At 72.8% G+C, this 25845-nt stretch carries 24 protein-coding genes and 1 pseudogene; 13 read left to right on the top strand and 12 right to left on the bottom strand.

Features of this window, described 5'->3' with window-relative positions:
• Positions 1-33 precede the first annotated feature (33 nt).
• Positions 34-2091, top strand: a complete 2058-nt coding sequence (locus ABGB17_RS10565) for an efflux RND transporter periplasmic adaptor subunit (protein ID WP_347627954.1) — start codon at positions 34-36, stop codon at positions 2089-2091.
• Positions 2092-2094: 3 nt separating this feature from the next.
• On the opposite strand, the gene ABGB17_RS10560 is transcribed toward ABGB17_RS10565, so the two are convergent.
• Genes ABGB17_RS10560 through lhgO form a run of 3 tightly spaced genes read right to left on the bottom strand, consistent with a single transcriptional unit; the run spans position 2095 to position 5451 of the window.
• Positions 2095-3540, bottom strand: coding sequence for a HAMP domain-containing sensor histidine kinase (locus ABGB17_RS10560; protein WP_347627952.1), 1446 nt, complete (start codon positions 3538-3540; stop codon positions 2095-2097).
• Positions 3537-4241 (bottom strand): response regulator transcription factor, encoded by a 705-nt coding sequence (locus ABGB17_RS10555; RefSeq protein WP_347627950.1) that lies wholly within the window; start codon positions 4239-4241, stop codon positions 3537-3539. The genes ABGB17_RS10560 and ABGB17_RS10555 overlap by 4 nt, the downstream gene beginning before the upstream one ends.
• Positions 4242-4266: 25 nt before the next feature.
• Positions 4267-5451, bottom strand: coding sequence for an L-2-hydroxyglutarate oxidase (gene lhgO, locus ABGB17_RS10550; protein ID WP_347627948.1), 1185 nt, complete (start codon positions 5449-5451; stop codon positions 4267-4269).
• A gap of 126 nt (positions 5452-5577) precedes the next feature.
• On the opposite strand from lhgO, the gene ABGB17_RS10545 reads away from it, so the two are divergent.
• Together ABGB17_RS10545 and ABGB17_RS10540 are read left to right on the top strand one after the other, a co-directional pair.
• Entirely contained in the window at positions 5578-5970 is a 393-nt protein-coding gene (locus ABGB17_RS10545) for a hypothetical protein (protein WP_347627946.1), read from the top strand.
• Between the two features lie 160 nt (positions 5971-6130).
• On the top strand, positions 6131-6973 hold the full coding sequence (locus ABGB17_RS10540; RefSeq protein WP_347627944.1) for a hypothetical protein: 843 nt from the start codon (positions 6131-6133) through the stop codon (positions 6971-6973).
• A gap of 5 nt (positions 6974-6978) precedes the next feature.
• On the opposite strand, the gene ABGB17_RS10535 is transcribed toward ABGB17_RS10540, so the two are convergent.
• The gene (locus tag ABGB17_RS10535) at positions 6979-8136 is read right to left on the bottom strand and encodes a hypothetical protein (protein ID WP_347627942.1); all 1158 of its coding nucleotides are present in this window, start codon (positions 8134-8136) and stop codon (positions 6979-6981) included.
• Between the two features lie 145 nt (positions 8137-8281).
• Between ABGB17_RS10535 and ABGB17_RS10530 the strand changes: the two genes are divergently transcribed.
• Positions 8282-9253 (top strand): aldo/keto reductase, encoded by a 972-nt coding sequence (locus ABGB17_RS10530; protein ID WP_347627940.1) that lies wholly within the window; start codon positions 8282-8284, stop codon positions 9251-9253.
• Between the two features lie 38 nt (positions 9254-9291).
• Here ABGB17_RS10530 and ABGB17_RS10525 read toward each other — a convergent pair whose 3' ends face one another.
• The 6 genes from ABGB17_RS10525 to ABGB17_RS10500 all read right to left on the bottom strand — a co-directional run bounded on the left by ABGB17_RS10525 (position 9292) and on the right by ABGB17_RS10500 (position 13801).
• Positions 9292-9414: a hypothetical protein gene (locus tag ABGB17_RS10525; RefSeq protein ID WP_347627938.1), complete on the bottom strand. Its 123-nt coding sequence runs from the start codon at positions 9412-9414 to the stop codon at positions 9292-9294.
• Positions 9386-9943: an RNA 2',3'-cyclic phosphodiesterase gene (thpR, locus tag ABGB17_RS10520; protein ID WP_347627936.1), complete on the bottom strand. Its 558-nt coding sequence runs from the start codon at positions 9941-9943 to the stop codon at positions 9386-9388. Before thpR ends, ABGB17_RS10525 begins: the two co-directional genes overlap by 29 nt.
• Positions 9897-11300 (bottom strand): MFS transporter, encoded by a 1404-nt coding sequence (locus tag ABGB17_RS10515; protein ID WP_347627934.1) that lies wholly within the window; start codon positions 11298-11300, stop codon positions 9897-9899. The genes thpR and ABGB17_RS10515 overlap by 47 nt, the downstream gene beginning before the upstream one ends.
• Positions 11297-11755: a MarR family transcriptional regulator gene (locus tag ABGB17_RS10510; RefSeq protein ID WP_347627932.1), complete on the bottom strand. Its 459-nt coding sequence runs from the start codon at positions 11753-11755 to the stop codon at positions 11297-11299. Before ABGB17_RS10510 ends, ABGB17_RS10515 begins: the two co-directional genes overlap by 4 nt.
• 55 nt (positions 11756-11810) lie before the next feature.
• The gene (locus ABGB17_RS10505; protein ID WP_347627930.1) at positions 11811-13073 is read right to left on the bottom strand and encodes an MFS transporter; all 1263 of its coding nucleotides are present in this window, start codon (positions 13071-13073) and stop codon (positions 11811-11813) included.
• A gap of 116 nt (positions 13074-13189) precedes the next feature.
• Positions 13190-13801 (bottom strand): TetR/AcrR family transcriptional regulator, encoded by a 612-nt coding sequence (locus tag ABGB17_RS10500; RefSeq protein WP_347627928.1) that lies wholly within the window; start codon positions 13799-13801, stop codon positions 13190-13192.
• A gap of 112 nt (positions 13802-13913) precedes the next feature.
• On the opposite strand from ABGB17_RS10500, the gene ABGB17_RS10495 reads away from it, so the two are divergent.
• From ABGB17_RS10495 to ABGB17_RS10460, 8 genes and pseudogenes are all read left to right on the top strand, one after another.
• Positions 13914-14567, top strand: a complete 654-nt coding sequence (locus ABGB17_RS10495; protein WP_347627926.1) for a peroxiredoxin-like family protein — start codon at positions 13914-13916, stop codon at positions 14565-14567.
• A 131-nt stretch (positions 14568-14698) separates the two neighbouring features.
• Positions 14699-15322 carry a hypothetical protein gene (locus ABGB17_RS10490; protein ID WP_347627924.1) on the top strand — a complete coding sequence of 208 codons (624 nt, stop codon included), beginning with the start codon at positions 14699-14701 and terminating at the stop codon, positions 15320-15322.
• Positions 15319-16485 carry a retropepsin-like aspartic protease gene (locus tag ABGB17_RS10485; protein ID WP_347627922.1) on the top strand — a complete coding sequence of 389 codons (1167 nt, stop codon included), beginning with the start codon at positions 15319-15321 and terminating at the stop codon, positions 16483-16485. The genes ABGB17_RS10490 and ABGB17_RS10485 overlap by 4 nt, the downstream gene beginning before the upstream one ends.
• A 124-nt stretch (positions 16486-16609) precedes the next feature.
• A complete protein-coding gene (locus ABGB17_RS10480; RefSeq protein WP_347627920.1) occupies positions 16610-17731 on the top strand; it encodes a cellulose binding domain-containing protein in 1122 nt (373 codons plus the stop codon).
• A 390-nt stretch (positions 17732-18121) separates the two neighbouring features.
• A complete protein-coding gene (locus tag ABGB17_RS10475) occupies positions 18122-18412 on the top strand; it encodes a DUF305 domain-containing protein (protein WP_347628312.1) in 291 nt (96 codons plus the stop codon).
• Positions 18352-18567 (top strand): annotated as a pseudogene (locus ABGB17_RS10470) (DUF305 domain-containing protein); the annotation flags it as partial. The gene ABGB17_RS10475 and the pseudogene ABGB17_RS10470, both read left to right, overlap by 61 nt.
• Positions 18568-18638: 71 nt before the next feature.
• Positions 18639-19184 carry a PadR family transcriptional regulator gene (locus ABGB17_RS10465; protein ID WP_347627918.1) on the top strand — a complete coding sequence of 182 codons (546 nt, stop codon included), beginning with the start codon at positions 18639-18641 and terminating at the stop codon, positions 19182-19184.
• A gap of 64 nt (positions 19185-19248) precedes the next feature.
• Positions 19249-20556, top strand: coding sequence for an NAD(P)/FAD-dependent oxidoreductase (locus ABGB17_RS10460; RefSeq protein ID WP_347627916.1), 1308 nt, complete (start codon positions 19249-19251; stop codon positions 20554-20556).
• A gap of 59 nt (positions 20557-20615) precedes the next feature.
• Here ABGB17_RS10460 and ABGB17_RS10455 read toward each other — a convergent pair whose 3' ends face one another.
• Positions 20616-22046, bottom strand: coding sequence for an NCS2 family permease (locus tag ABGB17_RS10455; protein WP_347627914.1), 1431 nt, complete (start codon positions 22044-22046; stop codon positions 20616-20618).
• 227 nt (positions 22047-22273) lie between these two features.
• Here ABGB17_RS10455 and ABGB17_RS10450 point away from each other — a divergent pair, with 227 nt between their 5' ends.
• A complete protein-coding gene (locus ABGB17_RS10450; protein WP_347627912.1) occupies positions 22274-22615 on the top strand; it encodes a DUF2530 domain-containing protein in 342 nt (113 codons plus the stop codon).
• A 66-nt stretch (positions 22616-22681) separates the two neighbouring features.
• Here the strand turns inward: ABGB17_RS10450 and ABGB17_RS10445 are convergent, their stop codons facing one another.
• Complete coding sequence (locus ABGB17_RS10445; RefSeq protein WP_347627910.1) at positions 22682-25726, bottom strand: hypothetical protein; 3045 nt, start codon at positions 25724-25726, stop codon at positions 22682-22684.
• Positions 25727-25845: the final 119 nt, after the last annotated feature.

Genomic DNA, 25845 nt, shown 5'->3' with positions numbered 1-25845 from the left:
TGGGAGTGACATGCGGTCACCAAGATGAGCCCCATGAGCTTGAGCACCGTCCCGACCGCCGTACGCACCGGAGCGCTGGCGCTGGCGGCCGTCGTCCTGGCCGGCGCCGGGGTGGTCCACGCCGGCGGCGAGCCCCCCGCGACGCCCGTCGAACTGGCCGCGGCCCGCCGTGGCACGGTGGTCAGCGAGGTCTCCGCCGCCGGCTCCACCGTGGACACCGGGGTACGCGACCTGTCCTTCTCGGTGTCCGGCACGGTGGAGAAGGTGTACGTCCAGGCCGGCGAGAAGGTCGCCAAGGGCGAGGTCCTCGCCCGCGTCGACGACACCGAGGCCCGCGAGTCGGTGGACGCCGCCGAGGCCGCCCTCGCCGCGGCGGAGGAAAGACGCGACGACATCGCGGCGGGCAGGGGCACGGGGCTGCCGTCCGGCGGCGGTGCGGGGGTGCCGTCCGGCGGCGGTGCGGGGGTGCCGTCCGGCGGCGGTTCGGGATCCGCCCTTTCGGGATCGGGCGGTACCTCCGGGAACGGGGGTGGCAGCGGAAACGGGACCGGCGCCCCGGCCGGCCGGCCGACCGGTTCCGCTCCCCCAGGCCGCCCATCCGGTGCCGCTCCGACGTGTGCGCCGAGTCCCCGGCCGTCGGGCTCCGCGCGGCCGGATCCGACCCCCACACCGTCGGCGAGCGACGGCACGCCCCCGCCGGTCGAGTTCACCATCGAGCCGCGATCGGTCGAGCTCGCGGCCCTGGAGGAGCCGATCGCCGCCCCTGCGGCCCCCAGCCCGTCCCCCTCCCCATCGGGGACGGCCGAGCCGGGACCTTCCGCCACTCCCACGCCGACCCCGTCCCGTACGGCCGCTCCGTCCCGTACGGCGGCCCCGTCCCGTACGGCGGCCCCGTCCCGTACGGCGGCCCCGTCCCGTACGGCGGCCCCGTCCCGTACGGCCGCTCCGTCCCGTACGGCGAAGCCCTCACCGACGCGTACGGGCAGGCCGGCACGTACGGCGGGGGTGGAACGGCCGGACGCCGCCGTGCCGGGATCGCCCGCCCGGCGGGAACCCCGTGAGACCACCCCCACCCGGCGGGGACGCGGTGAGACCACGGCGGCCCCTTCCCGGACCGGCGGCCACGCTTGGGGCCACAAGCCGGCCACATCCCCCACTCCGACCGTCTCGCCGTCCTCCCCCACTCCGACCGTCTCGCCGTCCTCCCCCACGGCCGGCCCCTCACCGACCCGGACGCGATCGCCGCGTCCCGCCCCCACGGTGAGCACTCCGCCCGTCACGCCCACCGCGACGCCGGAGCCGACCAAGGTCGCGCCCACCGGGTGCCGTCCCGGCGGTACGCCGCCCTCCGCCGCGCCGACCGTGCGGCCGGGACCGCCGCGGGGTGGGCACGGGTTCGCGGGCGCGGGCCGCTCAGGTGGGCAGGCCGTCACCACGGTGGCGCAGGCCGAGGCGGAGGTCGCCGAGGCCCAGTCGACGTTGCGGTCCGCGCGGGACGCGCTGGCCGGGGTCACCATCAAGGCGCCCGTGGCGGGGACGATCCTCACCGTGGCCGGGACCGCGGGAAGCACCGCCACGGCCGGAGCGGCGTTCCTCACCCTGGGGAACCTGGACGAGCTCCAGGTCAAGGCCATGTTCTCCCAGACCGACGTCGGCGTGCTCAAGCTGGGCCAGCGCGCATCGGTGTCGCTGGCGACCCGTCTCGGCGCCAGGTACGAGGGCACCGTCACCCACATCGACGTCACCGCCACCACGACCGGCCGCCTCGTCCAGTACGGCGTTCTGATCGCCTTCGACCCCCAGCCGAAGGGCCTCATGCTCGGCCAGTCCGCCACCGTCCAGGTGACGGTCGCCGAGGCCGGTGACGCGGTGTACGTCCCCGCCCAGGCGGTGCGGACCGGCCCCGGCGGCACCGCCGCCGTCCAGGTGCGCGACGGCTCCACCACCGTGCGGCGCGCGGTCGAGGTGGGGGTCCGCGGCGACCGGTACGTCGAGATCCGTTCCGGCCTGACCGAGGGCGACCAGATCGAACTCCCCGCCGGCACGACCTCCGGCGGCTTCCCCGACGAGGGTTTCCCCGCAGCCCCGTGACGGCTATTCGGGGTGGAGGTCGGGCGCCAGGGGAAGGGTGACCCGGAACGTCGCGCCGGCGCCGGGCGCGGTGCGCACGGTGGCCCGGCCGTCGTGGGCCGCGGCGAGGGCGGCGACGATGGCGAGGCCGAGGCCCGTGCCCGGCGTGTCGGTGGTGCGGGTCCGGCTGGGGTCGGCGCGGTAGAAGCGTTCGAAGACGTGGGCCGCCTCTTCTGCGGTCAGACCGGGGCCTTTGTCCTCCACCTCCAGGAACGCGTCGGGCCCGGTGGTGCCCAGGCGGACGGTTATGGGGGTGCCGGCGGGGGTGTGGGTGAGGGCGTTGCTCAGCAGGTTGCCGAGGATCTGGCGGAGCCGGGGGTCGTCGCCGGGGACGATGGGGGCCACGTCGCCGGTGAACTCCAGGGCGATCTCACGGTCGGGGGCGAGGATGCGGGTGTCCTGGACGGCGTCGGCGGCCAGGGCCAGGAGGTCCACCGGGTGCACGGACACGGGGCGCTGCTGGTCCAGCCGGGCCAGCAGCAGGAGGTCCTCCACCAGGACACCCATGCGGGCGGCGGCGTCCTCCACCCGGCGCATCAGGCGCGCGGGGTCGCCCGCGGGGTTCTGGCGGTAGAACTCGGCGAAGCCCCGGATGGACGTCAGGGGGGTGCGCAGCTCGTGGGAGGCGTCGGCGATGAAGCGGCGCATACGTTCCTCGGAGGTCCTCGCGGCGGCCTCGGAGACCTCTCGCGCGCGGAAGGCGGCCTCGATCTGGGCCAGCATGCCGTTCAACGACGTCGCGAGGCTGCCCACCTCGGTGCGGGGGTCGGCGTCGGGCACGCGGCGGCCGAGGTCGCCGGCGGCGATGGCGGCGGCGGTGTGCTCCATCTCCACCAGGGGGCGCAGGCTCCGGCGCACGATCACCACGCCGAGCACCGCGAGGACGACCATCACGACGCCGCCGCCGAGCAGTTCGGTGAGGGCGAGGCGGGTGGTGATCTGGTCCACCGAGGACAGGTCGATGGCGATGAGCACGCTGCCCTCGCCGTTCACCGTGACGACCCGGGTGCGCCAGCTCCCGCCGCCGGACTCCGCGGGCACCGTCACGGGCTCGAGGACCCGGACGCCGGGTTCGGGCAGCGTGGGGCCTGGCAGTTTCTCGGCGTCCACGCCGGCCAGCGTCGCGAGCACCTTGCCGTCCGGGCCGCGCACCTGGATCAGCCCGTTGGGCGGCACGCGCGACCCCGGGCCGCCGCCGCGGATCAGCAACCGGCCGAAGTCCCGGGTGAACATGCCGAGCTGCTGGTCCACCCGGTCCACCAGGTATCCGCGCAGCACGGACACGCTGCTGATCCCGATGCCGGCGAGCGCGATGGCCACCAGGGCCAGCATGGCGGCGATGAGCTGTACCCGCAGCGGGGTGCGCCGCACCAGCCGCCCGCCGAAGGCCCGCCGCGGGGAGGCGATCACGTCACCGGTGGCGTACGCAGGACATAGCCGACGCCGCGCAGGGTGTGGATGAGGCGGGGCGTCGTGTTGTCGATCTTGCGGCGCAGCACCGAGACGTACGACTCGACGATGCCGGCGTCCCCCCGGAAGTCGTAGTCCCAGACGTGGTCGAGGATCTGCGCCTTGGACAACACCCGCCCGGCGTTGGCCATGAAGTACCGCAGCAGTTTGAACTCGGTCGGCGACAGCGGGATCACGGTGCCGCGCCGCCACACCTCGTGGCTCTCCTCGTCCAGCTCGATGTCGGCGAACGTCATCCGCGGCGGCGGGGCCGCCGGGCCGCCGGCGGTGCGGCGCAGCACGGCCCGGATGCGGGCCACGACCTCCTCCAGGCTGAAGGGCTTGGTCACGTAGTCGTCCCCGCCGAGGGTGAGCCCGCGGATCTTGTCCTCGGTGGCGTCCCGCGCGGTCAGGAAGACCACCGGTGTGCGGGTGCCGCCGGCGCGCAGCCGCCGTACGACGTCGAAGCCGTCCATGTCGGGCAGCATGACGTCGAGCACGATCAGGTCGGGACGGTGGCGCTGTGCCGCCGCGACGGCCTCGGCCCCGCCGGACGCGGGGGTCACCTCGAACCCGGCGAACCGCAGGCTGGCGGCGAGCAGTTCCAGGATGTTCGGGTCGTCCTCGACGATCAACAGGCGGGCTTCCGGCACATCACTCACGGAATCTATAGTGACCCTGTTTTCCTCAAGCGGGTATAAAACCCACGATATGCCGCGCGATGGCCATGCTGGACGTGGCCGCAGGTGAGGGCGCGTTGCGCACCAGGATGACCGGCCCGTGCACGTCCACCACGAAGTCGTCCACCAGGCTCCCGTCCCGCCCGACGGCCTGGGCCCGCACCCCGCCCTCGGTCCGCACGAGGTCGGCCCCGGTGAGGGACGGCACGTAACGCCGCACGGCGGACACGAACGCCCGTTTGGCCACCGAGCCGTACACCTCGGCCACCCCGGTGCGCCAGTGGCGGGCGGCCAGCCGCCGGGTGCCGGGCCAGGTCACGATGTCGCGCAGGTCGCGCAGCGACACGTCGCGCCAGCGGTAGCCCTCGCGGGCCAGCGCCAGCACGGCGTTCGGCCCGGCCAGCACCTCGCCGTCGATGCGCCGGGTCAGGTGCACGCCGAGGAACGGGTACCGGGGGTCGGGCACCGGGTAGACGAGGCCGCGCACGAGGTCCTTGGCGGCGCCGGCCAGCCGGTAGTACTCCCCGCGGAACGGCACGATGCGCACGTCCCCGGACCGGCCCGCCATGGCGGCGACGTCGTCGGAGCTCAGGCCCGCGCAGCACACCAGCCGGTCGAACGTCAGCCGGCTGGTGCCGGCCAGCACCCGCACACCGCCCGCGGTCTCGCGTACGGCGCGGACCGGGGACGCGAGCCGCACGGTGCCGCCGAGGTCGGTCAGGTCGCGGGCGAGGCGGCGGGCGACGGCGGGGAAGTGCGCGATGGCGGTGCGCGGGGAGTGGACGGCGGCGACGCCGACGGCGTTCGGCTCGACCTCGCGCAGCCCGATGGCGTCCAGCTCGGCGATGCCCGGCACGCCGTTCTCCCTGGCCCGTTCCGCGATGCGCCGCAGCCCGGCCCGTTCGGCGTAGGTGGAGGCGATGACGAGCTTGCCGACCTCCTCGTACGGCAGGTGGTGCTCGGCGCAGTACTCCCGCAGCATCGCGACGCCGTCCCGGCACAGCCGCGCCTTGAGCGAGCCGGGGGTGTAGTAGATGCCCGCGTGCACGACGCCGCTGTTGTGGCCGGTCTGGTGGGCGGCGACGCGGTCTTCCTTGTCGAGCACGGTGACCTCGGCGCCGCGCGCCGCCAGTTCGCGCGCCACCGCCAGTCCCACGATGCCCGCGCCGACGACCCCGATTCGCTTGCTCACAAAGGGAAATCTCCCATGCTTTGCCCGGGGCGCGCCACACGGCCCTATCACTGCCGCCCCGGTAACTACAAATCACCTCAGAAGTGATACCCGGCTATCGAACAGACATTCGGGTAGGATTCTCTTGTGTACCTGCCACCCGGATGGCCGCCGGAGGTCCGCCCGCCCGGCAGCCCGGACTGGGAGGCCTCCGCCGTGGCCTGGCTGCTCGACGCGGTGCCGCCCGACTACCGCGCCTACGGCGTGCTGCGCCGCCATCCGCTCGCGCTGGCCCGCATGGCGCGGCACCACGTCAACGCCATGGTCGAGGCGGCACGCACCGGCTACCGCGGCGCCGCGGCGGACCTGAAGGACCACCTGCCGCCGCACGCGATCGAGGCGGTGCTCGCCACCTACCGCCGCGAGGGTCCCCGGCTGGTACAGCTCGCCGGCGCGGTGGAGCTGGTCGAGCAGGCGCTGCGCGGCGAGCCGTTCACGCCGCGCATGGACACGTCAGGACATAGGAGAACTCCCAGGTAAAAGCCTGGGGCCGCCTCGTCCAAGATTCTTCCCCGACCTTCGGCCACGCGTTTGATCAGGGCATGGATCGGTCCGGCACGCCGAGCATGATCCGCACTGGTGTTCCGGCGCGCCCCGCCCCGGCCCTCTCCGGGGCGATCCGCCGATCGAGGGGAACTTCATGATCAATCGCCATGCTCGGGCATCACTGCCGAAGCGTGTCCTCCTTCACAGCGCCGCCGCCTCGCTGGCCGCCGTGCCGGGCCTCGCCCTCGGCGGCCCCGCGGACGCGCAAGCGCGCCCCGCCGCGGTCTCCCAGCCGCGACCCGCCTGCATGGTCGGCAACGGCGGCTTCGAGGCCCCCGGCCCCCTGCTCGGGCCGGGCAACATGAGAACCGACGTCCCCGACTGGAGAACCACCTCCGCCGACGGCGTCATCGAGCTGTGGGGCCCCGGCAACGCGGGCGCCAACGGCGGCCTGGAGGTGCCCGCCGACTCCGGCAGGCAGTTCGCCGAGGTGAACGGCACGCAGGTATCCACCCTCTACCAGGACGTGGCGACCCAGCCCCGCACGATCCTCGTGTGGCGGCTGGCGCACCGGGCGCGCAGCACCACCAAGGAGCAGAGGGACGTCATCCGGGTGCGGATCGGCGCACCGGGGGGCACGACGGCGCAGATCCCGCTCGGCCAGATCACGCCGGACATCGCGGACGGCGGCACCGAGTGGGGCCACTACGTCGGCCTGTACCGCGTGCCGCGCGGCCAGCGGGTCACCCGCATCGCGATCGAGTCGGTGTCCTCGGTGGGCGGCCCGACGTACGGCAACTTCGTCGACTCGGTCTCGGTGGCCTGCACCCGGCCCTGCCCGAAGCTGCGGCCCCCGCACCGCGGCTGCGACATCCTCGGCATCCCGCTGCCCTCGCCCGGCCCCCATCCGGCGGCCCCGGGCGTGCTTCCGCCCCCGGCCGTGCCGCCGCCCCCGGCGGGTGCCCCACGCCCGCGTACCGGCTCCACCCGGGGCTGACCGCCTCACTGGGCGCGGCGGGCGATGAGCGCGATGATGCCCGTCGCGCCCAGCGCGATGCCGAGCCACAGGGCGATGAGCGAACCGGGCACGCCGCCGTCCGCGTCCTGCTCGGGGTTGCGCGCCGACGCCCCGCCCGCCGCGCGGGTCGGCGGGGCGGTGGTGCGCGGCGGCTCGGCGGTCAGCCTGCGCGGGGACGCCTGCGCGGGCAGCGGCACCTCGTACACCGGGCTGTTCACGCCCTCGGTGCCGGTGAGCAGGGCCCTGCCGTTGCGGGTGTAGGCGATCGACTCGGCCTGCCGCAGGGACGGCATGGTGACGCGGCCGATCAGCTCGCCGGGCGCCCGGTACAGCGACGCGGACAGGTAGGTGCGGATCACGAAGCTCGACCCGTCGGGCGCGTAGGCGGCGTCGGTGGCCATGATGGGCGCGGGGCCCACCCGCCGCAGCACGTTGACCCGGTCGGTGCGCAGCCGTGCCGGCGCCTGGTAGACCGACCCGGCGAACTCCTTGCTGATCACGTACAGCCGCCCGGTGCGGGGGTGCACCATGATGCCCTCGGCGTTGCGTGCGCCGTCCTTGTACCGGACGCGGTACCGGGTGGCCGGCACGGTGGCGTCGCGCAGCGTGCGCGGCTCGGGCACCTTGTAGATCGAGTAGTCGGCCCAGGCGCCGTTGAGGTTGTCCCCGATGTCGGCGAACCACAACACGCCCTGCCCGGTCGCGGGGTCCACCGAGGCCGCCATGCCCTCCCAGTCGCGGGCCTGCGCCCCGGCCACGGTGAACGCCGCCCGGGTGCGCCCGTCGCCGCCGACCGCGAAGAACATCGGCTGCGCGCCGCTGTCGTTGTGGGTGTAGTAGACACCGGGGTGCGCGGGCGAGAGGGCCAGCCCGCTGGACTCGGTGATGCGGGCATCCTTGAACCGGAACACCAGCCGCTCGGCCGCCGCCGGCCGGCCCGCGGCCCCGGCCGTTCCCCCCGTCGTGGCCGGACCAGCCGCGCTCCCCGCCGTCTCCGTGCCCCCCGCCGCGGCCGGACGAGCCGCGCTCCCCGCCGTGTCAAGGCGTCCCGCCGTCCCCGCGGCGGCCGGGGCGGCCGGCGCCGTCACCAGCGCCAGGACCGCCAGAACCCGCAGGACGCGCACCACCCGTAGACTCCCCACCTGCTCATCATGCCCCGGTGCGCCCCACGCCGTGCCGCGCCGCACGTGAAGGATCCGGCCTGGAGTTGGGATAGGGCCGGTCTCGCGTGAAAGGTCCGTGGGGGGGCTGGGCTGGAGTGCACTCCAGGTTCCTAGGGTGATGTCCATGAAGTACACGAACCTCGGACGCGCCGGCATCTCCGTGAGCCGCCTGTGCCTCGGCACCATGAACTTCGGGCCGGAGACCTCGGAAGAGGACTCCTTCACGATCATGGACAGGGCTCATGAGCTGGGCGTCAATTTCTTCGACACGGCGAACGTCTACGGCTGGAAGAAGGGCGAGGGGGTCACCGAGCAGATCATCGGGCGCTGGTTCGCCCAGGGCGGCGGCCGCCGGGAGCGGACCGTCATCGCGACCAAGCTGTACGGCGCGATGGGCGACTGGCCGAACGACGACAAGCTGTCCGCGCTGAACATCCGCCGCGCCTGCGACGCCTCGCTGAAGCGGCTTCAGACCGACTACATCGACCTGTACCAGATGCACCACGTCGACAGGGACACCCCGTTCGACGAGATCTGGGAGGCCATGGAGACCCTCCGCCAGCAGGGCAAGATCATCTACGTGGGTTCGTCCAACTTCGCCGGGTGGCACGTCACCAAGGCGCAGGAGACGGCGAAGCGGCGCGGCTTCGGCGGCCTGGTCTCCGAGCAGTCGCACTACAACCTGCTGACCCGGACCGTCGAGCTGGAAGTGCTGCCCGCCTGCGAGGACTACGGGATCGGCGTGATCCCGTGGAGCCCGCTCGGCGGCGGCCTGCTCGGCGGCGTGCTCCGCAAGATCGACAAGGGCCGTTCGGCGTCGGAGCGCATGCTGGCCGAGCTGGACAAGCACCGCGACAAGATCGAGCGGTACGAGGGGCTGTGCGACGAGCTGGGCGAGGACCCGGCCAACGTCGCGCTCGCCTGGCTGCTGCGGCAGCGGGCCGTGACCGGGCCGATCATCGGCCCCCGCACCGTCGAGCAGCTCGACGGCAGCCTGCGTGCCCTGGAGATCGAGCTGGACGAGAAGACGCTCGACCGGCTCGACGAGATCTTCCCCGGCCCCGGCGGCACCGCCCCGGAGGCGTACGCCTGGTAGGACACGCGTGCCCGGCGGGGAGCCGCGGCTCCCCGCCGTCAGCGCAGCAGCGCGCCGGCGACGACGATGAGCACCAGCAGCGCGAGCACGAGCGGCAGCAGCCAGCGGCGGGGACGGTCCACGCAGTGGAGCCTAGCCGCGCCCGGCCAGTGGCCACGCATCCACGGTCTCGTACCGCACGTGCGGCCCGAGGTGGCTGCGGACGAGGTGCACCCTGCCCGCGTGCCAGGGCGTGCCCTCGAAGGCCGCGAGCGACTCGACCAGCTCCCGCAGGTCCAGGCCGGTCCGCGACCGGCCGAGGGTCAGGTGGGGGTGGAACCGCCGGCGCTCGGGCTCCCTGGCACCCGCCCGGTGCGCGCCCGCGGCGAGCGAGGCGGCCAGCTTGGGGAGCGTGGCGTCGCCGCCGCGCAGGCCCAGCCACAGGACGTTCGCCCGCTTCGCCGAGGGGAAAGCCCCGGCCGCCGCGAACGCCAGCGTCATCGGGGGGTACCGGCCCGCCGCCCGCGCCAGCCGGGTCGAAAGCGACGGCAGCTTCCCCTCGGGCACCTCGCCGAGGAAGGCCAGTGTGACGTGCCACAACTCGGGGGCCGTCCACCGCAGCTCGGGCCACCCCTCCCGGAGCCGGCCGACGGCCCCGCTCACCTCAGTGAGCGCCTCCGGCGGAGGTGACAACGCCACGAACAACCGCACCCTGCGTCCTTCCCGCGGCGAACCGGGTGAGCAGCATCGCCAGGCCGAGCCCGGCGAGGCACATGACCCCGCAGATCACCATGCCGAGGCGGGGCCCGGCCAGCTCGCCGACCCAGCCGATCAGCGGCGCGCCGATCGGGGCTCCGCCGGTGAACACCAGGACATAGATTCCCATGACCCGGCCGCGCATCTCCGGCGACGCCGCGAGCTGCACGGTGGCGTTCGCGGTGGTGTTCGTGGTGATCATCGCGACGCCCGCGGGGACCAGCAGGAACAGAAACCACAGGTAACCCGGCGCCAGCCCGGCGACGACCTCCGCGACGCCGAACGCGATGGCGCCGCCGATCAGGAAGCGCTGGCTGGGACGGCCACGCCGCGCGGCGAGCAACGCGCCGCCGAGGGCGCCGACCGCGAACGCGCTGGACGCCACGCCGAACGACGACGCTCCCTGGCCGAACACCTGCTTGGCCATGACCGCGATGCTCATCGTGAAACTGGTGGCGAACATCGCGACGAAGGCCACCACAAGGATCGGCATCAGCAGGTCGGGACGCCGCCACACGTAGCGCAGGCCCTCACGGAGCTGGCCCTTGGCGCGGGCGACCCGCTCGGGGGTGCGCAGCTCCGACTTCCGCATCAGCGACAGGCCCGCGATCACCGCGGCGAACGACGCGGCGTTCAGCAGGAAGATCGGGCCGGTGCCGCCGAGCGCGTAGATCAGCACACCGGCGACGGCAGGGCCGACGACCCGGGCGAGGTTGAAGGTGGAGCTGTTCAGCGCGATGGCGTTGGGCAGGTCGGTGCGGCCCACCATCTCGACCACGAACGACTGCCGGGTGGGCACCTCGACGCAGGAGACCGCGCCGAGCAGGAAGGCCATCACGTAGACGTGCCACACCTGCGCGTGGCCGGTGACGGTGAGCAGGCCGAGCGTCAGGGACAACACACCCATGAGGGACTGCGCCACCATGAGCAGGGGACGCTTGGAGTACCGATCGGCGAGCACCCCGCCCCACAACCCGAACAGGGCGACGGGGAGGAACTGCAGGGCGGTGGTGAGGCCGAGGGCGGCCGAGCTGCCGTGGGTGAGGTCCAGCACCAGCCAGTCCTGCGCGGTGCGCTGCATCCAGGTGCCGACGTTGGAGACCACGCTGCCCGAGACGAACAGGCGGTAGTTGTGGTTGCGCAGCGAACGGAACATGCCGTTCCCGGTCTGCCCGACCGGCCCCGCGCCCCGGGTCTCGGTCGCCTGCACCTCGGTGAGCTCCGCGGCCTGGGCCTCGTCACCCCCACGGCGCCCGGCGGTGGGTTCGAGGGGGTCGGCTTTCTCGCCGTCCGCACCCTGGGGAGGACTCACATCTGCGAGAGCTTTTCCAGGATCGGCGCCGCGGCCCGCAGCGTCGCCCGTTCCTCCGGCGTCAGTTCCTTCAGCCGGTGGACGAGCCACACCTCCTTGCTGCGGCGCTCCTGGGCCAGGAGGGCGTGACCGGGCTCGGTCACGGTCACGGTCACCTGCCGGCGGTCGGTCGTGTGCGGCGTGCGCGCGAGCAGTCCCCGTTCCTCCAGGGCGGCGATCACCCTGGTCATCGAAGGAGGCTGCATCTTTTCGTGCTCGGCGAGCTCGCCAGGGGTTATTCCGGAATGCCGCTCGACGGCCGCGAGCGTCGCGAGCTGGGTGGGCGTCAGCGTGCTGGCTCCGGCCTGCCGGCGCAGACGTCTGCTCAGGCGTGCCAGCGACACGCGCAGAGCCGAGGCCAGCCCGGCGTCGCTGCGCAGGTCCGAGCGGCGTGCGATCTTGGGATTCGTTAGCATGAGTCATTACCTTTGCTAACTATATGAGCCACGTCGTGATTCCGGGGTCGCGGGGTCATTTCACGGCCGGAGCAGGGGTGAGGCCCTCGCCGGCCGCCTCGGGGGATCGCATCGTACGTACTTCCCGGGAAAGCAGGGTGAATGCCGCGGCGAGCACCATCAGCCCGGCCGCGCCGTACTGCGTGGCCGAGAGCCCGATGCGGCCGGCCAGCGGGCCGGCGACCAACGCCCCGAGCGGCATGGCGACCACCGAGCCGAGGGCGTCGTAGGCGGAGACCCGGGCCAGCTTCTGCTGGGGGATGTTGCGGACCAGCGCCACACTCCACTGCACCACCATGATCTCCATCATGACGCCGAGAATCACCGTGGAGCCACAGATCACCACCAAAGGCCAGCGCATCGCCAGCGAGAGCGGCGAGAGAGCCATGATTCCGCCGATGCACACCACGAACAGCATCGGCCGCCGCGGCGTGAACCACAAGGACAGCAGGCCACCGAGGATCAGGCCCGCCGCCTCCGCCGCCATGATCAGGCCCCAGGCGGCCGGGCCGCCGAGATGGGCCTTGGCGACGGCGGGGCCGAGCACCTGGAAGCCGCCGTACCAGGCCATCAGCACCACGGCGAACTGCGCGACGATCGCCCACAACCAGGTGTGACTGACGAACTCCGACCAGCCGTCCCGCAGTTCCCTGATCATGCCCGTGCCCGGCACCCGCTCGCCGGCGCCCGCCCGGATGGCCAGCAGCAGCGGGACGGTGCCGAGCAGGCCGACGCCGCACACCGTCATCGCCCAGCCCGGCCCCACCGCGGCCACCACCAGGCCCGCCACCGCGGCCCCGCCCATCTGCGCGATGTTCATGGCGAGCCTGCTGAGGGCGTTGGCCTCCTGGAGCAGGTCGTCCGGCACGATGCGCGGCAGCAGCGCCTGCGACGCCGGCCAGAACGCCGCCATGCCGATGCCGGTGAGCGCCTCCAGCACGATCATGTGCCACAACACGGCGTGGCCGGTCACCACCAGGAGACCGAGTGCGCCCTCGCTGACGGCGATCAGCACGTTCGCCGCGATGATCACCCGCTGCGGCGGGAAACGGTCCGCGAACACCCCGGAGATCAGCGTGAAGATCAGCGACGGGGCGATCTGCGCGGCCAGCACGTACGACAGGTCGGCCGTGGATCCCGTGAGATCGAGCACCGCGAACGACACCCCGACCAGCGAGAACGCCACGGCACCCGGCGCGAGCAGCCGGTCGGCCAGCAGGAGCCGGAAGTCACGGATGGCGAGTACCGGGAAACGCCGGTACAGGTCGAGGCCGAACATCGTTACCGTCCGATCGGTGCCCGGAGTGAATCGGCATGACGAACCCGGCAAGGGGGTCAAGGAGGACCCTCGACGCTAGGCGATGCGTCCGCGGGACGGCAATCCGTTTTTCCGGCTTACGGGGTGAGACCGGACAGCAGCGCGGCCATGCCGTGCTGGAACTCCTCGTCCGGCGGCACCCGGCGGGCCGTGCGGGCCGTCTCGGCGAGGAGGGGGTAGTCCCCGGGCGAGAGCGCCGCCATGGAGGCGGTGCCGGCGCCGGCCAGGGGGCCGAGGTACTGGAGCTGCAGCGACCCCACGGTGTGGGAGAGCACGGCCCGCAGGGCCAGCACCCGCCGCTCGCCCGCGAACCCCGCCTGCGTGAGCACGCGCAACAGCGCCTCGGTCCAGCGCAGCAAGCTCACCGAGGTGTGCCGGTGCGTCATGGTCAGCGGAACGACCTCAGGGTGGCCGCCGACCGCCGTCCTGACCCGGTCCACCATCACCGTCACCTGCTCACGCCACTGGAGGCCCGGCGGCGGCTCGATGTCCACCTCGGACAGCACGAGATCCACGACCAGCCCTTCGAGCTGCTCCCGGTCGGTGACGTACCGGTAGAGCGACATCGTCGCCATGCCCAGCTCGGCCGCCACCGCACGCATGGACAGGGCCCCGAGGCCGTCCCGGTCGATGACGGTCAACGCGGCGACGGCGAGCGCGCTTGTCGAGAGCGAACGCGGACGTGGCACGGGTTGACAGCGTACACCATACGCTCATAGCGTGCTCGTAAGCGTACATCGCACGCTTACGAGCGGAGGGCTCATGTCCATGAACAATCGGGGGAATCGCGTCACATCAGACGTGACCACGGAACGGGAGTCCGAGGACGACATCGCCGCAGGCAGGGGGACCAGAGGGCGGGAGTCCAGGAACGGCCGCGGGAAGCGCCTCGCGGCCGGGGATGTGATCGGGGAGCGGGAACTGCGGACGGTCACCGGGGAGGCGGTGCCGGTGCCGGAGGCCGGGTGGCTGACCCATCTGCAGTTCCGGCGGTTCGCGGGATGCCCGGTGTGCAACCTGCACCTGCGCACGGTGGCGGCCCGGCACGAGGAGATCGCGGCGGCGGGGGTGCGGGAGGTCGTGATGTTCCACTCCCCCGCCGAGGAACTGCTGCCGCACGTGGACGACCTGCCGTTCGCCGTCGTCGCCGACCCCGGCAAGAAGCTGTACGCGGAGTTCGGCGTCGAGTCCGCCCCCCGGGCCCTGCTGGACCCCCGGGTCTACGGCACCATCCTCCGCGCCGTACTGCGCGACCTGGGCCCGGTGCTGCGCGGCCGCCGCCCCCTCCCGTCCCGCAGGCAGCCCGGCGGCCGCCTCGGCCTCCCCGCCGACCTCCTCATCGCCCCGGACGGCCGCACCCTGGCCGCCTACTACGGCACCCACGCCTACGACCAGTGGCCCGTGGACCACCTCCTCACCCTCGCCCGCACCCACAGGGACGCGCTCTCCTCCTGACCCCACGCCCTCCCCGCCGGCGCCCTCGGGGAGGGCGGAACATTCACCCGCCGGCTCCTGTTGACCCGGCACCCACCCCGTTTGTACGTTGGTCCGGAATTTCGTAACAACGGAGAACGGGGTGGTGGGTGATGGGCTCGCTGGAGGACCGGCTCGCGGCCTTGGAACGCCGGGTGGAACAACTCGAAGCGGGGTCCTCGGTACCGGATGTCCCGGGAGCGCCCGGCGGCCCACCCTCAGAACGACGCGAAGCCACCGCACCGCCGGAGCCGCTCACGGACGGCGGCGTGGGGCGGCTCGGGAGCGAGGGGGCTCTTCGGTTGCTGGAGGGGGTGCGAGAGGGGGTGGGTGGCGCCGGGGCTTCCGGGCGGGTCGTTTACGTGGGGGCGGTGGGGTTCGACGGGCGGGAGTATCTCTGGGCCAAGGAGCACCAGGTGGGGGACCTGGTGGGGACCGATCAGGTGGGTGCCGCCGCGATGCTGGAGTGTCTCGGGAGTGCCGCGCGGCTGGCGTTGCTGATCGTGCTGGCCGAGCGGCCCCGGGGGCGGGGGGAACTGCAGGAGGCGCTGGGGGAGACGTCGACCGGGCATCTGTATCACCATCTGCGCGAGTTGCAGGGTGCGGGGCTGATCGTGCAGCGGCGGCGGGGGGAGTACGAGCTGGCCTCGCATGCTTTGGTGCCGTTGCTCGCCGTCATCGCCGCGACGCGTGATCTCATGGTCAACGCCGACCGGGTGGCGGAGGACGGGCGGTGAGGCCGTTGCCGGCCCCGGCGTGGCGGGCTTGGCGCCGCGGGGACGCCGACGCGGCGGGACGGCTCGCGGCGGAGGCCGGGCTCGGAGAGCTTGAGGTCCTGGCGCTCTGCGTACAAGGGGAGTACGAGCGGGCGCTCGGGCGGTACGGGACGCTGGAGCGGCCGGGCAGGAGGCTGGACGAGGTGGTGGCGCACGCCCTGCTGCACCTGGATCGGGCAGGGGAGGCGTACGAGCACGTGGTGCGGCGGTGCGGGGCGCGGCGTGTGCCGGCCGACCTGCGGGGGCGGGTGGAGCGGCCGATGGCGGTCACGCTGGAGCGTACGACCGCGGTGCCGTTCGCGGATCATCCGCTCGCGGCGTATCTGCCCGCGGTCCCGGCCCGTCTCGACGGGCACGAGCTGGTGGCCCACATCGACACCGGGGGAACGTTCCTCGTCATGGGCACCGAGCGGGCCCGTGCCCTCGGGATCCGGCTCACCCCGGCCGGGAAGGACTACCACGGCACCACACGCACCGAGGTGTACACCGGGACGGCGGCCAGGCTGACCGTCGGCGACGCCACCTTGACCGACGTGCCCGTGGAGGCCATGCCCACCCTGCGCGGCGGCCAGGACCTGGTGATCATCGGCACCAATGTGCTGCAACGGTTCCTCAGCACCGTCGACCACCCCGGCGGCCGGCTGCTGCTGTCCCCCCGCCGCTCCCCCGGCCACGCCGCCGCCCATCTCGCTCTGCTCGGTGGCCGTGAGCCGGTGGCCCGGGTGCCCTTCCTCCTCTGGGCCGACCATTACATGATCGCCCGGGGCGGGTTCGGCGCCCGCCGGGACCTCAACTTCTTCATCGACTCCGGCCTCGTCTACGTCATCGACGCCGAGGACGGCACGCCCCCGCGCCAGGCCTGCCTGTACACGACCGCCGCCCACTACCGGTCATGGGGCGTCCCCCGCGCCACCACCGCCCGCCCCCACTTCCTCCCCGGGGTCCCCGTCCACCTCGGCCCCCTGACCATGGACGACCCCTTCGTCGCCACCACCCCGGGCCGCCGGCCGCCCTGGTCGTCGTTCGGCGGCATCCGGGTCCACGGCCTGCTCTCCCACGCCTTCCTTTCCCGCTACACCTGGACGCTGGACTTCGACCGCCACGAGTACGCCTTCCGCGCCTGAACCGTTCAGAGCCGACCAGCGTTTACTCCGTGCGACACGGCCCGGCGCTTTACTCCTGCTCCAGGACCGATTCACGATCGGCGGAGGAGTCACGTGCCGGCACGGATCACAAGGTAGGCGCATCATGAAATTCGGCTTGTCGTCGTTACGGAGGGTTGTGGTCACCGCGGCGTTGCTCGCCTCGGGGCTCGCGATCGTGCCTGCCGCGCTGGCGGCCCAGGCCGTGGACACCTCACCGCCCAGCCGGCCCACCAACCTGATGGCGTGCCCGCCGCCCATGCCGTCCGCCCCGCCGGGGTCGACATCGACCATGGGGTACGCCTCGATCTGCTGGACGGCGTCCACCGACGACACCGGCGTCACCGGGTACGACATCTACCGGCTGGAACAGAGCGGCTTCGTCAAGGCGACCACCACGACCGGCACCATAGGCGGCTTCTCCGGGGTGTACGGCCGCCGGTACACCATGTACGTGGTGGCCAGGGACGCCGCGGGGAACACCAGCCCGCCGTCCAGCCTGATCACCGTCACCGCGTCCACCGGCGTCGTGCCGACCGCCTCCCCCACCCCCACGCCGGGTGACGTCACCCCGCCGTCGCAGCCCGCGAACTTCCAGGAACCCTGTCTCGCCGACTACCCCGGCGTGTCGTTCTGCTGGCAGCCGTCCACCGACAACGTCGGCGTCACCGCGTACGACGTGTACCGCGAGACCGCCACCTCCTGGCTCCTGGTCGGCACGGTCCTCCCCAACAGGACCCCGCTGCACTTCTACCAGTCGGGCCTCGTCACCGGCACCCGCTACACCTACGTCGTGGTCGCCCGGGACGCCGCCGGCAACCTCAGCTCCCCTTCGGCCCCGCTGAGCGCCCTGGCCCGCGAGGGTCTTCCCCGCCCCACCCCGACCCCGACCCCGACCCCGACCGGGATCTCCTGTCACGCCACCTACAGCGCGACCGTCTGGTACAACGGCCTGACCGCCACGATCACCATCCGCAACACCGGCACGGTCCCCATCGACGGCTGGTCCGTGATCATCGAGTACGGGAGCTCCGGGCCTCGTCTCATGCAGGGCTGGGCCGCCACCTGGAGCCAGTCAGGCAGCCAGATCAGCGCCACCAGCATGCCGTGGAACCGCGTCATCCCACCCGGCGGCTCCATCCAGATCGGCTACACCGCCTCCTACACCGGCACCCCGCCCGTCCCGGTGAGGATCAGCGTGAACGGCGTCCCCTGCACCATGGGCTGACACAACGGCCGGACCCCGCCCCTCACAGGTGAGGGACGGGGTCCGGGACGTGCTCTTCGCCGCCACGCCCTGGCCGTCGAGCGCGTCGGCGAGGTCGTGGAGCGACGCCACCAGCGTCGCCCGGCCGGGCACGGAGGCGTCGAGCCGGCCCGCGACGGCCCGAAGCTGCGCCACGGCGGCGTGCGCCCGCGGCCCGCTCGCGAACCGCTCCCCGCGGCCCACGAACTTGCGCACGTGGCCGGCGGTCTCGTCGCTCACGGTGCCGGTGCGCAGCGCCCGCGCGAAGTGGGCCCGCACGAGTTGAAGCTCGCCGGCCACGTCAGCGCGGGCTGGTGCTGCGCGTTGAACCTGTCGAAGGCGACCGTCGCCGCGGCGCGCCGCACATACCCCATGCAGGGCATGATCCGCCACCACTCCCAAGCCCTGCGCATGACCGCCCTGGTCCCCGGCCGCAGCACCAGCAAGGACCTCCCACGGTTCGCCGAACGCATCGAAGCCTCACAACAGGACGAGATCGACCTGATGCTCCGCCGGCTCCGCACCCGCCTCCAGCAGGTCCCCAACGTGGACAAGGGTCACGACCACGGCATCCTCATGCCGGGAACGCTCACCGACGAACAGATGACCGAACTGGAGAAGCCAAGGGCCCGGCCTTCGACCGCCTCTTCTCCCAGGGCATGATCCAGCACCACAGGGGCGCCCTGAAAATGGTGGAACAGCTCTACGCCGGCAAGGGCGGCGAGGAACCGGAGATCGACCGGTTCGCCGGCCACGTCGACTCCGACCAGCGCATCGAGATAGACCGCATGCGGCAACTCCTCTCCCGGACGGCGTGACCGAGGATGCCGTTACTCGCTTTTGAGTACTCTCGCTTGACCTGAATAGATGCTCGTGTTTGAGTACTCCTATGCGAGCAACACGCCTTTTCATCCTCGGCGCCCTGGCCGACGGCGGCCCCATGCACGGGCACAAGATCCGGGCCGCCGCGCAGATGGACCGGGTGGAGCTGTGGGCAGACGTCAAGCCCGGATCGTTGTACGGTGCGCTGCGCCGGATGGCGGACGAAGGCATCGTCGAGGTGGTCCGCACCGAGCAGGAAGGCAACCTTCCTGCTCGCACCGTGTACGGCATCACCGACAAAGGCCGCACCGAGCTGGTCTCGCTGATCAGATCCGTCCTCGCCGACACCAAGCTCCGGCCGGACCCGATCCAGGTGGTCCTCCTCCACGGCGGCGCGATCAGTCCCGACGAATTGCACATGGCCATTCAGCAGCGCCGCGATGCCTACGCCACGCAACTCCACTTCTGGCGCACCTTGCGCGTCGCAGCCCAGCCGCACCTGACCAGGTTGGAGGCCGTCGCCTTCGACTACACCCTGATGCGGCTGGAGACGGAGCTGGCCTGGCACGACCGCCTGATCGCGGAACTCGCGAACACGACCGAGCCGGCCTGACAGCACGGGCATCGCGAAGAGGCGCCCCTTTACCGGAAAGCGGGAACCAATGTCACCTGGGCGTTTGAACGTCGCCGTCATCGGCGGCGGCGTCGGCGGGCTCTGCTTGGCGCATGGCCTCAGGCAGGCCGGCGTGAACGTCACCGTGTACGAACGGGATCTCACTCCCGACTCTCGACTCCAGGGCTTCCGGCTCAACATCGAGCCGACCGGGAGTATCGCGCTGCACGCCTGTCTACCGCCCGCGCTGTGGGAGGTGCTGGTGGCCAGCGCGGGCGACCCGGGGCCTGGGATCAGCTTCCTCGACGAGCGGATGCGACTGCTCGTCCGCATCGGACAGGACGGCCGGGTCTCGGACCCGCTGGACCCCACGACCGGCCGGCACGCGGTAAGCCGCGTCACACTGCGCAAGCTGCTGCTGGCCGGCCTGGAGGACGTCGTCCGCTTCGGCAAGGAGTTCACCGGTTTCACCCGGCTGGACGATGGGACGGTCACGGCGAAGTTCGCTGACGGCACCACCGCGACCGCCGACGTGCTCGTCGCGGCCGATGGCGCCAACTCCCGGGTGTGGGCACAACTCCATCCCTCGGCCGGCCGCACCACACTGCCGGCGACGGCCGTCGCCGGCAAACTCCTCCTCGCCGAGGCGAACCGACGATGGCTGCCGAAGCAGTTGCTCGCCGGAATGAACGTCTTCTGGCCACACCAGGACTTCCTGTTCACCGCGATCTTCCGCAGGCGCGAAGATCCGGCAGCGATCACCGCCAGGCTCGGCGACCGGTTACGGGCGCTCGGACTGGAGCCGGAGCAACTGCTGGCGGACTCACATGACGACGACTACGTGTTGTGGGCGTTCATCGCACACCGTGACTCCCTTCCGGGCGACGTCACCTCCAAAACCCAGGCCGACCCGGCCGCACTACGGAAGATGCTGGCCCAGCGGACGGCCGGGTGGCATCCCGACCTGCGCCGGTTGCTCACGGAATCAACCCCGGACACCCTCTACCGGACCGAGTTCGGCGCCGCCGAACCGCTCCGACCGTGGAAGACGGGCAACGTCACCGGACTCGGAGACGCCGTCCACCACATGCCTCCGGTCGGCGGACTCGGCGGCAACACCGCGCTGCGCGACGCGCACCGACTCTGCGCCGCGCTCACCGCGGCCGACCGCGGCGAGGAGCCGTTGCCACAGGCGTTGCATGCCTACGAGGCGGACATGCTCCGCCACGGGTTCCGCACCGTCCGCGACGTTGTCCGAAACACCAACGCCGCGATCATCCGCAGTCCTCTGAAGCGGTCGGCGACCCGGTGGTTCTTCCGCGCCTGCGGAACCGTTCCGCCCCTCGGCCGGGCGGTGTTCGGGGAGCGCTGAGGCGATGTGGGCCGTCGCGAGTGACTGTTCAGGTCATCGCGACGGCCCCACAAGCAGCGTCAGGCAAGCCCCAGAAGGATCTTGACGGGGCCCATGGCGAAGTAGACGACGAAGAGGGCGGCCACCACCCACATCAGGGGATGGACCTCGCGGGTTTTGCCCTTGATGGCCTTGATCAGGACGTAGGTGATGAAACCCGCGCCGATGCCGTTGGAGATGGAGTACGTGAAGGGCATCAGGACGATGGTGAGGAACGCCGGGATGGCGATCTCGTAGTCGGTGAAGTCGATGTCTCTGATGGCGGTCATCATGAGGAAGCCGACGATCACGAGGGCGGGGGCGGCGGCCTCGTAGGGGACGATGTCGACCAGGGGGGAGAGGAAGACGGCGAGGAGGAACAGGACGCCGGTGATGATGCTGGCGAAGCCGGTTCTGGCGCCTTCGCCGACGCCGGCGGCCGACTCGATGTAGGTGGTGTTGGAGGAGGTGCCGGCGGCGCCACCCGCCGCGGCGGCGACCGAGTCGACCAGGAGGATCTCTCGGGTGCGGGGGAGGGTGCCGTCGGATGCCACCAGGCCCGCCTGGCCGCCGACGCCGACGATGGTGCCCATGGTGTCGAAGAAGTCGGTGATCAGGAGGGTGAAGACCAGCAGGACGGCGAGGACCACGCTGATCTTGGTGAAGGAGCCGAACAGGCTGAACTGGCCGATCAGGCTGAGGTCGGGGACTCCGGCGATCCGCTCGGGGAACACGGGGACGACGAGGTTCCAGCCGAGGGGGTTCTTGCCGCCCATGGACGAGCCCACCTTGGCCACGGCCTCGACGATGATCGCCAGGACGGTCGTGCCGACGATGCCGATCAGGATGGCGCCCTTGACCCTGCGGGCCACCAGCACCGCCGTGACCAGCAGGCCCACGACGAACACGAAGATGGGCCAGCTCGTCAGCGCGCCGCCGATGCCGAGTTCCAGCGGGGTGCCCGCGGCCTTGCGGACGAAACCGGAGTCGACGAAGCCGATCAGCGCGATGAACAGGCCGATGCCCACGCTGATCGCCGTCTTGAGCTGCATCGGGATCGCGTGGAACACCGCGGTGCGGAACCCGGTGAGCACCAGGATCGTGATCACGATGCCTTCCAGCACGATCAGGCCCATCGCGTCCTCCCACGACATGAGAGGAGCGATGCCGAAGGCGACGAAGGCGTTGAGCCCGAGCCCCGCCGCCAGCGCGAAGGGCACCCGGCCGACGAACCCCATGAGGATCGTCAGCACACCGGCGACCAGGGCGGTGGCCGCGGCGATCAGGGCGTAGTTCGCGGCGCCGCCGTCACCGAGGAACTGCCCGTCGGCGTCCTTGGCCCCGCCGAGGATCAGCGGGTTGAGCACCACGATGTACGCCATGGTGAAGAACGTGGCCAGGCCGCCGCGGATCTCACGGCTCAGTGTCGACTGACGCTCAGTGATTCCGAAAAAGCGGTCAATCCACCCCATAAGGCCCGTGGGGTGCGAAGAGGGGGAGGTAATCTCGCTCACGCGGGCAGAGTGACAGGTGAGGCTGATGTCGTGAAGGCCCAGTCCGTCCCCGTGGTCCGATCGAGACCAACTTGTGCGCGGTTCGGAGCCTGCGGCCCCACCGATGCCCCAATGAGCGCGAATCGGGCGCGAGCTGGTACGACCCGGCGAGCACCGCGCCGGGGGTTCTCGCCTAGGGTGGAGGCGTGAACGAGCCGCGCCCCCCGGATCTCGCGCCGTTGAGGACCAACGACGCGGCGACCATCCTCGCGGGCACCGGCCTGTGGGCGGTCGCTCTGGTCGTGCTGCTGATCGTGCAGCCCGGCCCTGATCGCCTGTGGTGGATATGGACGTGCGTGGCCGGGGTCGGGCTGGGGCTCTTCGGCTGCTGGTACGTGTGGCGGCGTGACCGGCACGGGGAGAGCGGGATCGACCCCGAGGAGGGCGATCCCGTCGTGCCCGGGACCGCCGCGATCAGCGAGACACAGGCCCGTCCCGGGGACAGCGGCGACCCGGCGGGGCTGACCATCCGGCGCGACCAGCCCTGAGCCGGACCGCCGGTCCCCCTGGGGGGCGACCGGCGGCGCGACGGGCGGGCGGACGCGCTCCGGGTCTCAGGCGTCCAGGTCGGACTCGGCCAGCAGCACGGGCACCGCGCCGGGGTCGCGGAGCAGCGCGGCGACGGCCAGGCGGTCGCCCCACTGGCCGGTGGCCCAGGCGAGGCCGCGGGCCAGGCCCTCGACGGTGCTCGCGTGCACGGCGCCCTCGTAGAAACGCCACGGCACCCGCACGCCGTCGACGGTCAGCTCCGTGTGCTCCACGTACGTCGCCGGGGCCGTGGGCAGCAGGGACCGCACCTGCGGGGGCACCGGCCGCTCCTCGCCGGACGAGGTGACCTCACCGGCGGCGGCCTCGCCGGCCGTCGGAAGGTCCAGCAGCTCCGACAGGGCCTCGGCCAGTTCGGACGGCGCGAGCACGAGCGGCCGGCCCGCCACCACGGGCAGCAGGTCCGGTGCCTCCACCACGACCGGGCCGCCGGTGGCGGTCAGCCCCTCGGGGAGCGGGCCGCCGTTGCCGCCGATCGGGTGGCCGTCCTCGGCGTCGGCGACGACGATCTCGCCGCGCTGCACGGCCCGCACCGCGGTGGGCGGGGCCACCCGTGACGGGTCCACGGCGGCCAGCGCGATCCACAACGCGCGCAGTTGCGGGCGGTCCACCTCGAGCGAGGGATCGGCCAGCAGGTCGAGCAGCTCGTCGGGACCGCCGTGTCCGGCGAGCAGGTCGGCGAGCGTGGTGCGCACCCCGATCATGGAGAGCGCGGTGGCGTCCAGCCCCGCCGGCGCGTCGCCGTACAGGCCGTACAGCAGCGGGTCGCCGTCGGGCACGCGCAGCGACGTGGGGCGCCGGCCGTCCAGCACGGGATGGCGGGACAACCACCACGCGGTGTACGACGGCGCCTCGGCGATCTCGCCGTCCACCAGGGCACGCAGCGGCTGCAGGGCGGCGCGCAGCGGCGGCCGGGTGAGCAGGGCCAGCGCGGACGCCCAGTCGGCGACGTACTCAAGGTCGCGGACGGCGGTGAACTCGCGGGCGACCGGCGGCACCGAGGCCTCCGGCAGCACGTCGAGCACCGCCTCCAGCCACTCGTCCTCCGCGTCGAGGTCGTGGTCGCACTCCTCGGGGTCGAGCAGCACGTCGGAGTCGTTGACCACGGCGAAGCCGTCCAGCACACCCGCCGCCTCCAGCACGCGGCTGCCGTACCGCTCGACCAGGTCGGGCGCGGCCACGCCGAACGGCACGTCCTGGTCGATCAGCCCGGCCAGCGACCCGCCGCCGAGCAGCAGCTCCCCCGCCGGGTACAGCTCGCCGTCCGCGCCGCGCAGCGCCAGCGCCGACAACCACGGCGCCTCGCCTGCGGTCAGCCCGGCGGCGTCCACCAGGGCGAGCACCGCCTGCGCGACCGGCTCGGGGTCGGCGGTGTCCAGCGACTCGGACACGGTGGCCCGGGTGAGCGGGTCGTCAAGCACGCTGCGCGGGGTCGCCTCCGCGGCGCCGAGCCGCAGCAGCAGCGGGTGGGCCGCCTCGGGGTGCACGACGCGCAGCCCGAGCGGGCCGAGCAGCCCGGCGTCCAGCGACGAGCTGTCGGTGAGCACCAGCGTGCCGCGCGGCCCGCGCACCAGGCGCCCGTCGGCCAGGGGGACGGGCAGCGCGCCGAGCGCCTCGCGGTCGTCACCCGGCACGACCTCGTAGAGCTCGCGCCACCAGGCGGGCGGGACGTCGTCCACCGCGTCCCCGGACAGCATGTCGATCACGTCGGCCAGCTCGACCCGGGTGACGCCGAGGGTGGTGAGCGCGGGGTGCCGCGAGGCCCACCCGGCGGGCAGCAGCCCGGGCACGGCGTGGGCGATCTTGTCGAGGAACTCGGCGGACCCGGCCACCGCGGACGCCTCCCGCCCGGCCACCACGTACGACGCGCCGGGCTCCGGCGGCGCCGCGGACGGCCGGTCGGGGTCGGCGGGAGGCGACAGAGCGGGCAGCAGGGGCGTGCCGGGCAGCAGGCGGAGGATGGCGCGGCGGACCGCGGCGTCCAGCTCGCCCTTGCCCATCAGGCCGGGCACGAGGTCGAGCAGGGCCGGCGTCTTCGGCAGCGTGCCGAGCAGCCGCACGTACACCTCGGCGGCCCGCTCCACCAGGAACGTCGTCAGCGGGCCGGGCGCGACGTGCCGCCGGTCGGTGGTCAGGGGGAACGTCGCGATGAGCAGCGCGGGCAGGTCCAGCGGCTCGTCGCTCGGCGTCGGGGCGTGCACCACGGGGGCGACGTCCTTCGGCAGGCGCCCGAGGCCCTCGGGCACGGCCCATCGGATCAGCCAGTACGGCCGGGCCCGCTCCTCGGTGGGACGGTCGGCGTACAGCTCGGCGACCTGCGCGGCGGTGAACCCGCCGGACTCCTCGACCACCCGCCAGCCCTCGGCGGTGACCACGCGCGAGACGCCGTCCACCTCGATCTCGATCAACGAGAGCGCGGGCATGGCCAGCGGCAGCGCGGGCCCGGTGCCGTCCAGCATGGTGCGCACGGCCTGCTCGACGCCCTCGTCGCGCAGCGGCAGCCGCACGACGGTGTCGAAACCCTCGGGCACGTCCACCGCGTCGGCCTCGAACGGCAGGCGCAACATCGGCACGTGGCCGCCGCGTTCGGCGAGCTCCCCGGACAACTCGGGCACCTTCCCGGCCAGCGCGGCGGTCTCCGCCCGCGACCAGCGCACCGTGCCGGTGGACCGGGAGCCGATCGTCGGCTCGTCGCAGACCGACACGACGGCCGCGAAGCCCACACCGAACCGCCCGGCCGCGCCGTGCTCGTCCCGTTTGCCCGACACGCGCAGCGTGGACAGGCCCTCGACGCCCGCGGCGTCCAGCGGGGCCCCGGTGTTGGCGGCGGTGAGCACGCCGCCGGCCAGGCTCAGCCGGAGCCGCCCCGGCACGCCGGCCCGCAGCGCGGCGTCGGCGGCGTTCTGCGCCAGCTCGACGATCAGGCGGTCGCGGTACCCGCCGAGCGCGAAGTCCTCCTCGGCGTTGGCGTCCTCACGGAACCTCGCGGGTGAGGCCGCCCAGGCGGCGAGGACGGTCGTGCGCAGATGTTCGGTGCCAAAGGTGTCAGTCACCAGTCACGTCCAAAAGGTCGGGAAGACCCGTCGCGAGCACGGTACGCGATGGGTCGCCGGAGAACAGGCGGGATCTCCCGTCCCGCGGGTCACGGGACGGGGCACGCCGGTCGGAAGGG

This window comes from Sphaerisporangium sp. B11E5 (genome assembly GCF_039871875.1).
Lineage (GTDB): Bacteria > Actinomycetota > Actinomycetes > Streptosporangiales > Streptosporangiaceae > Sphaerisporangium.
Note: the sequence above shows the minus strand (reverse complement) of the source record. Positions and strands in the feature narration are given on the sequence as shown.

Bases quoted from the DNA above. Each gene is read 5' to 3' on its own strand.
- ABGB17_RS10475 (WP_347628312.1), top strand. From the start codon at position 18,122: ATGCAGGGCATGATCCGCCACCACTCCCAAGCCCTGCGCATGACCGCC.
- ABGB17_RS10455 (WP_347627914.1), bottom strand. From the start codon at position 22,046: ATGGGGTGGATTGACCGCTTTTTCGGAATCACTGAGCGTCAGTCGACA.
- ABGB17_RS10480 (WP_347627920.1), top strand. From the start codon at position 16,610: ATGAAATTCGGCTTGTCGTCGTTACGGAGGGTTGTGGTCACCGCGGCG.
- ABGB17_RS10525 (WP_347627938.1), bottom strand. From the start codon at position 9,414: ATGCGTGGCCACTGGCCGGGCGCGGCTAGGCTCCACTGCGTGGACCGT.
- ABGB17_RS10565 (WP_347627954.1), top strand. From the start codon at position 34: ATGAGCTTGAGCACCGTCCCGACCGCCGTACGCACCGGAGCGCTGGCG.
- ABGB17_RS10530 (WP_347627940.1), top strand. From the start codon at position 8,282: ATGAAGTACACGAACCTCGGACGCGCCGGCATCTCCGTGAGCCGCCTG.
- ABGB17_RS10465 (WP_347627918.1), top strand. From the start codon at position 18,639: ATGCGAGCAACACGCCTTTTCATCCTCGGCGCCCTGGCCGACGGCGGC.
- ABGB17_RS10540 (WP_347627944.1), top strand. From the start codon at position 6,131: ATGATCAATCGCCATGCTCGGGCATCACTGCCGAAGCGTGTCCTCCTT.
- ABGB17_RS10505 (WP_347627930.1), bottom strand. From the start codon at position 13,073: ATGTTCGGCCTCGACCTGTACCGGCGTTTCCCGGTACTCGCCATCCGT.
- ABGB17_RS10510 (WP_347627932.1), bottom strand. From the start codon at position 11,755: ATGCTAACGAATCCCAAGATCGCACGCCGCTCGGACCTGCGCAGCGAC.
- ABGB17_RS10490 (WP_347627924.1), top strand. From the start codon at position 14,699: ATGGGCTCGCTGGAGGACCGGCTCGCGGCCTTGGAACGCCGGGTGGAA.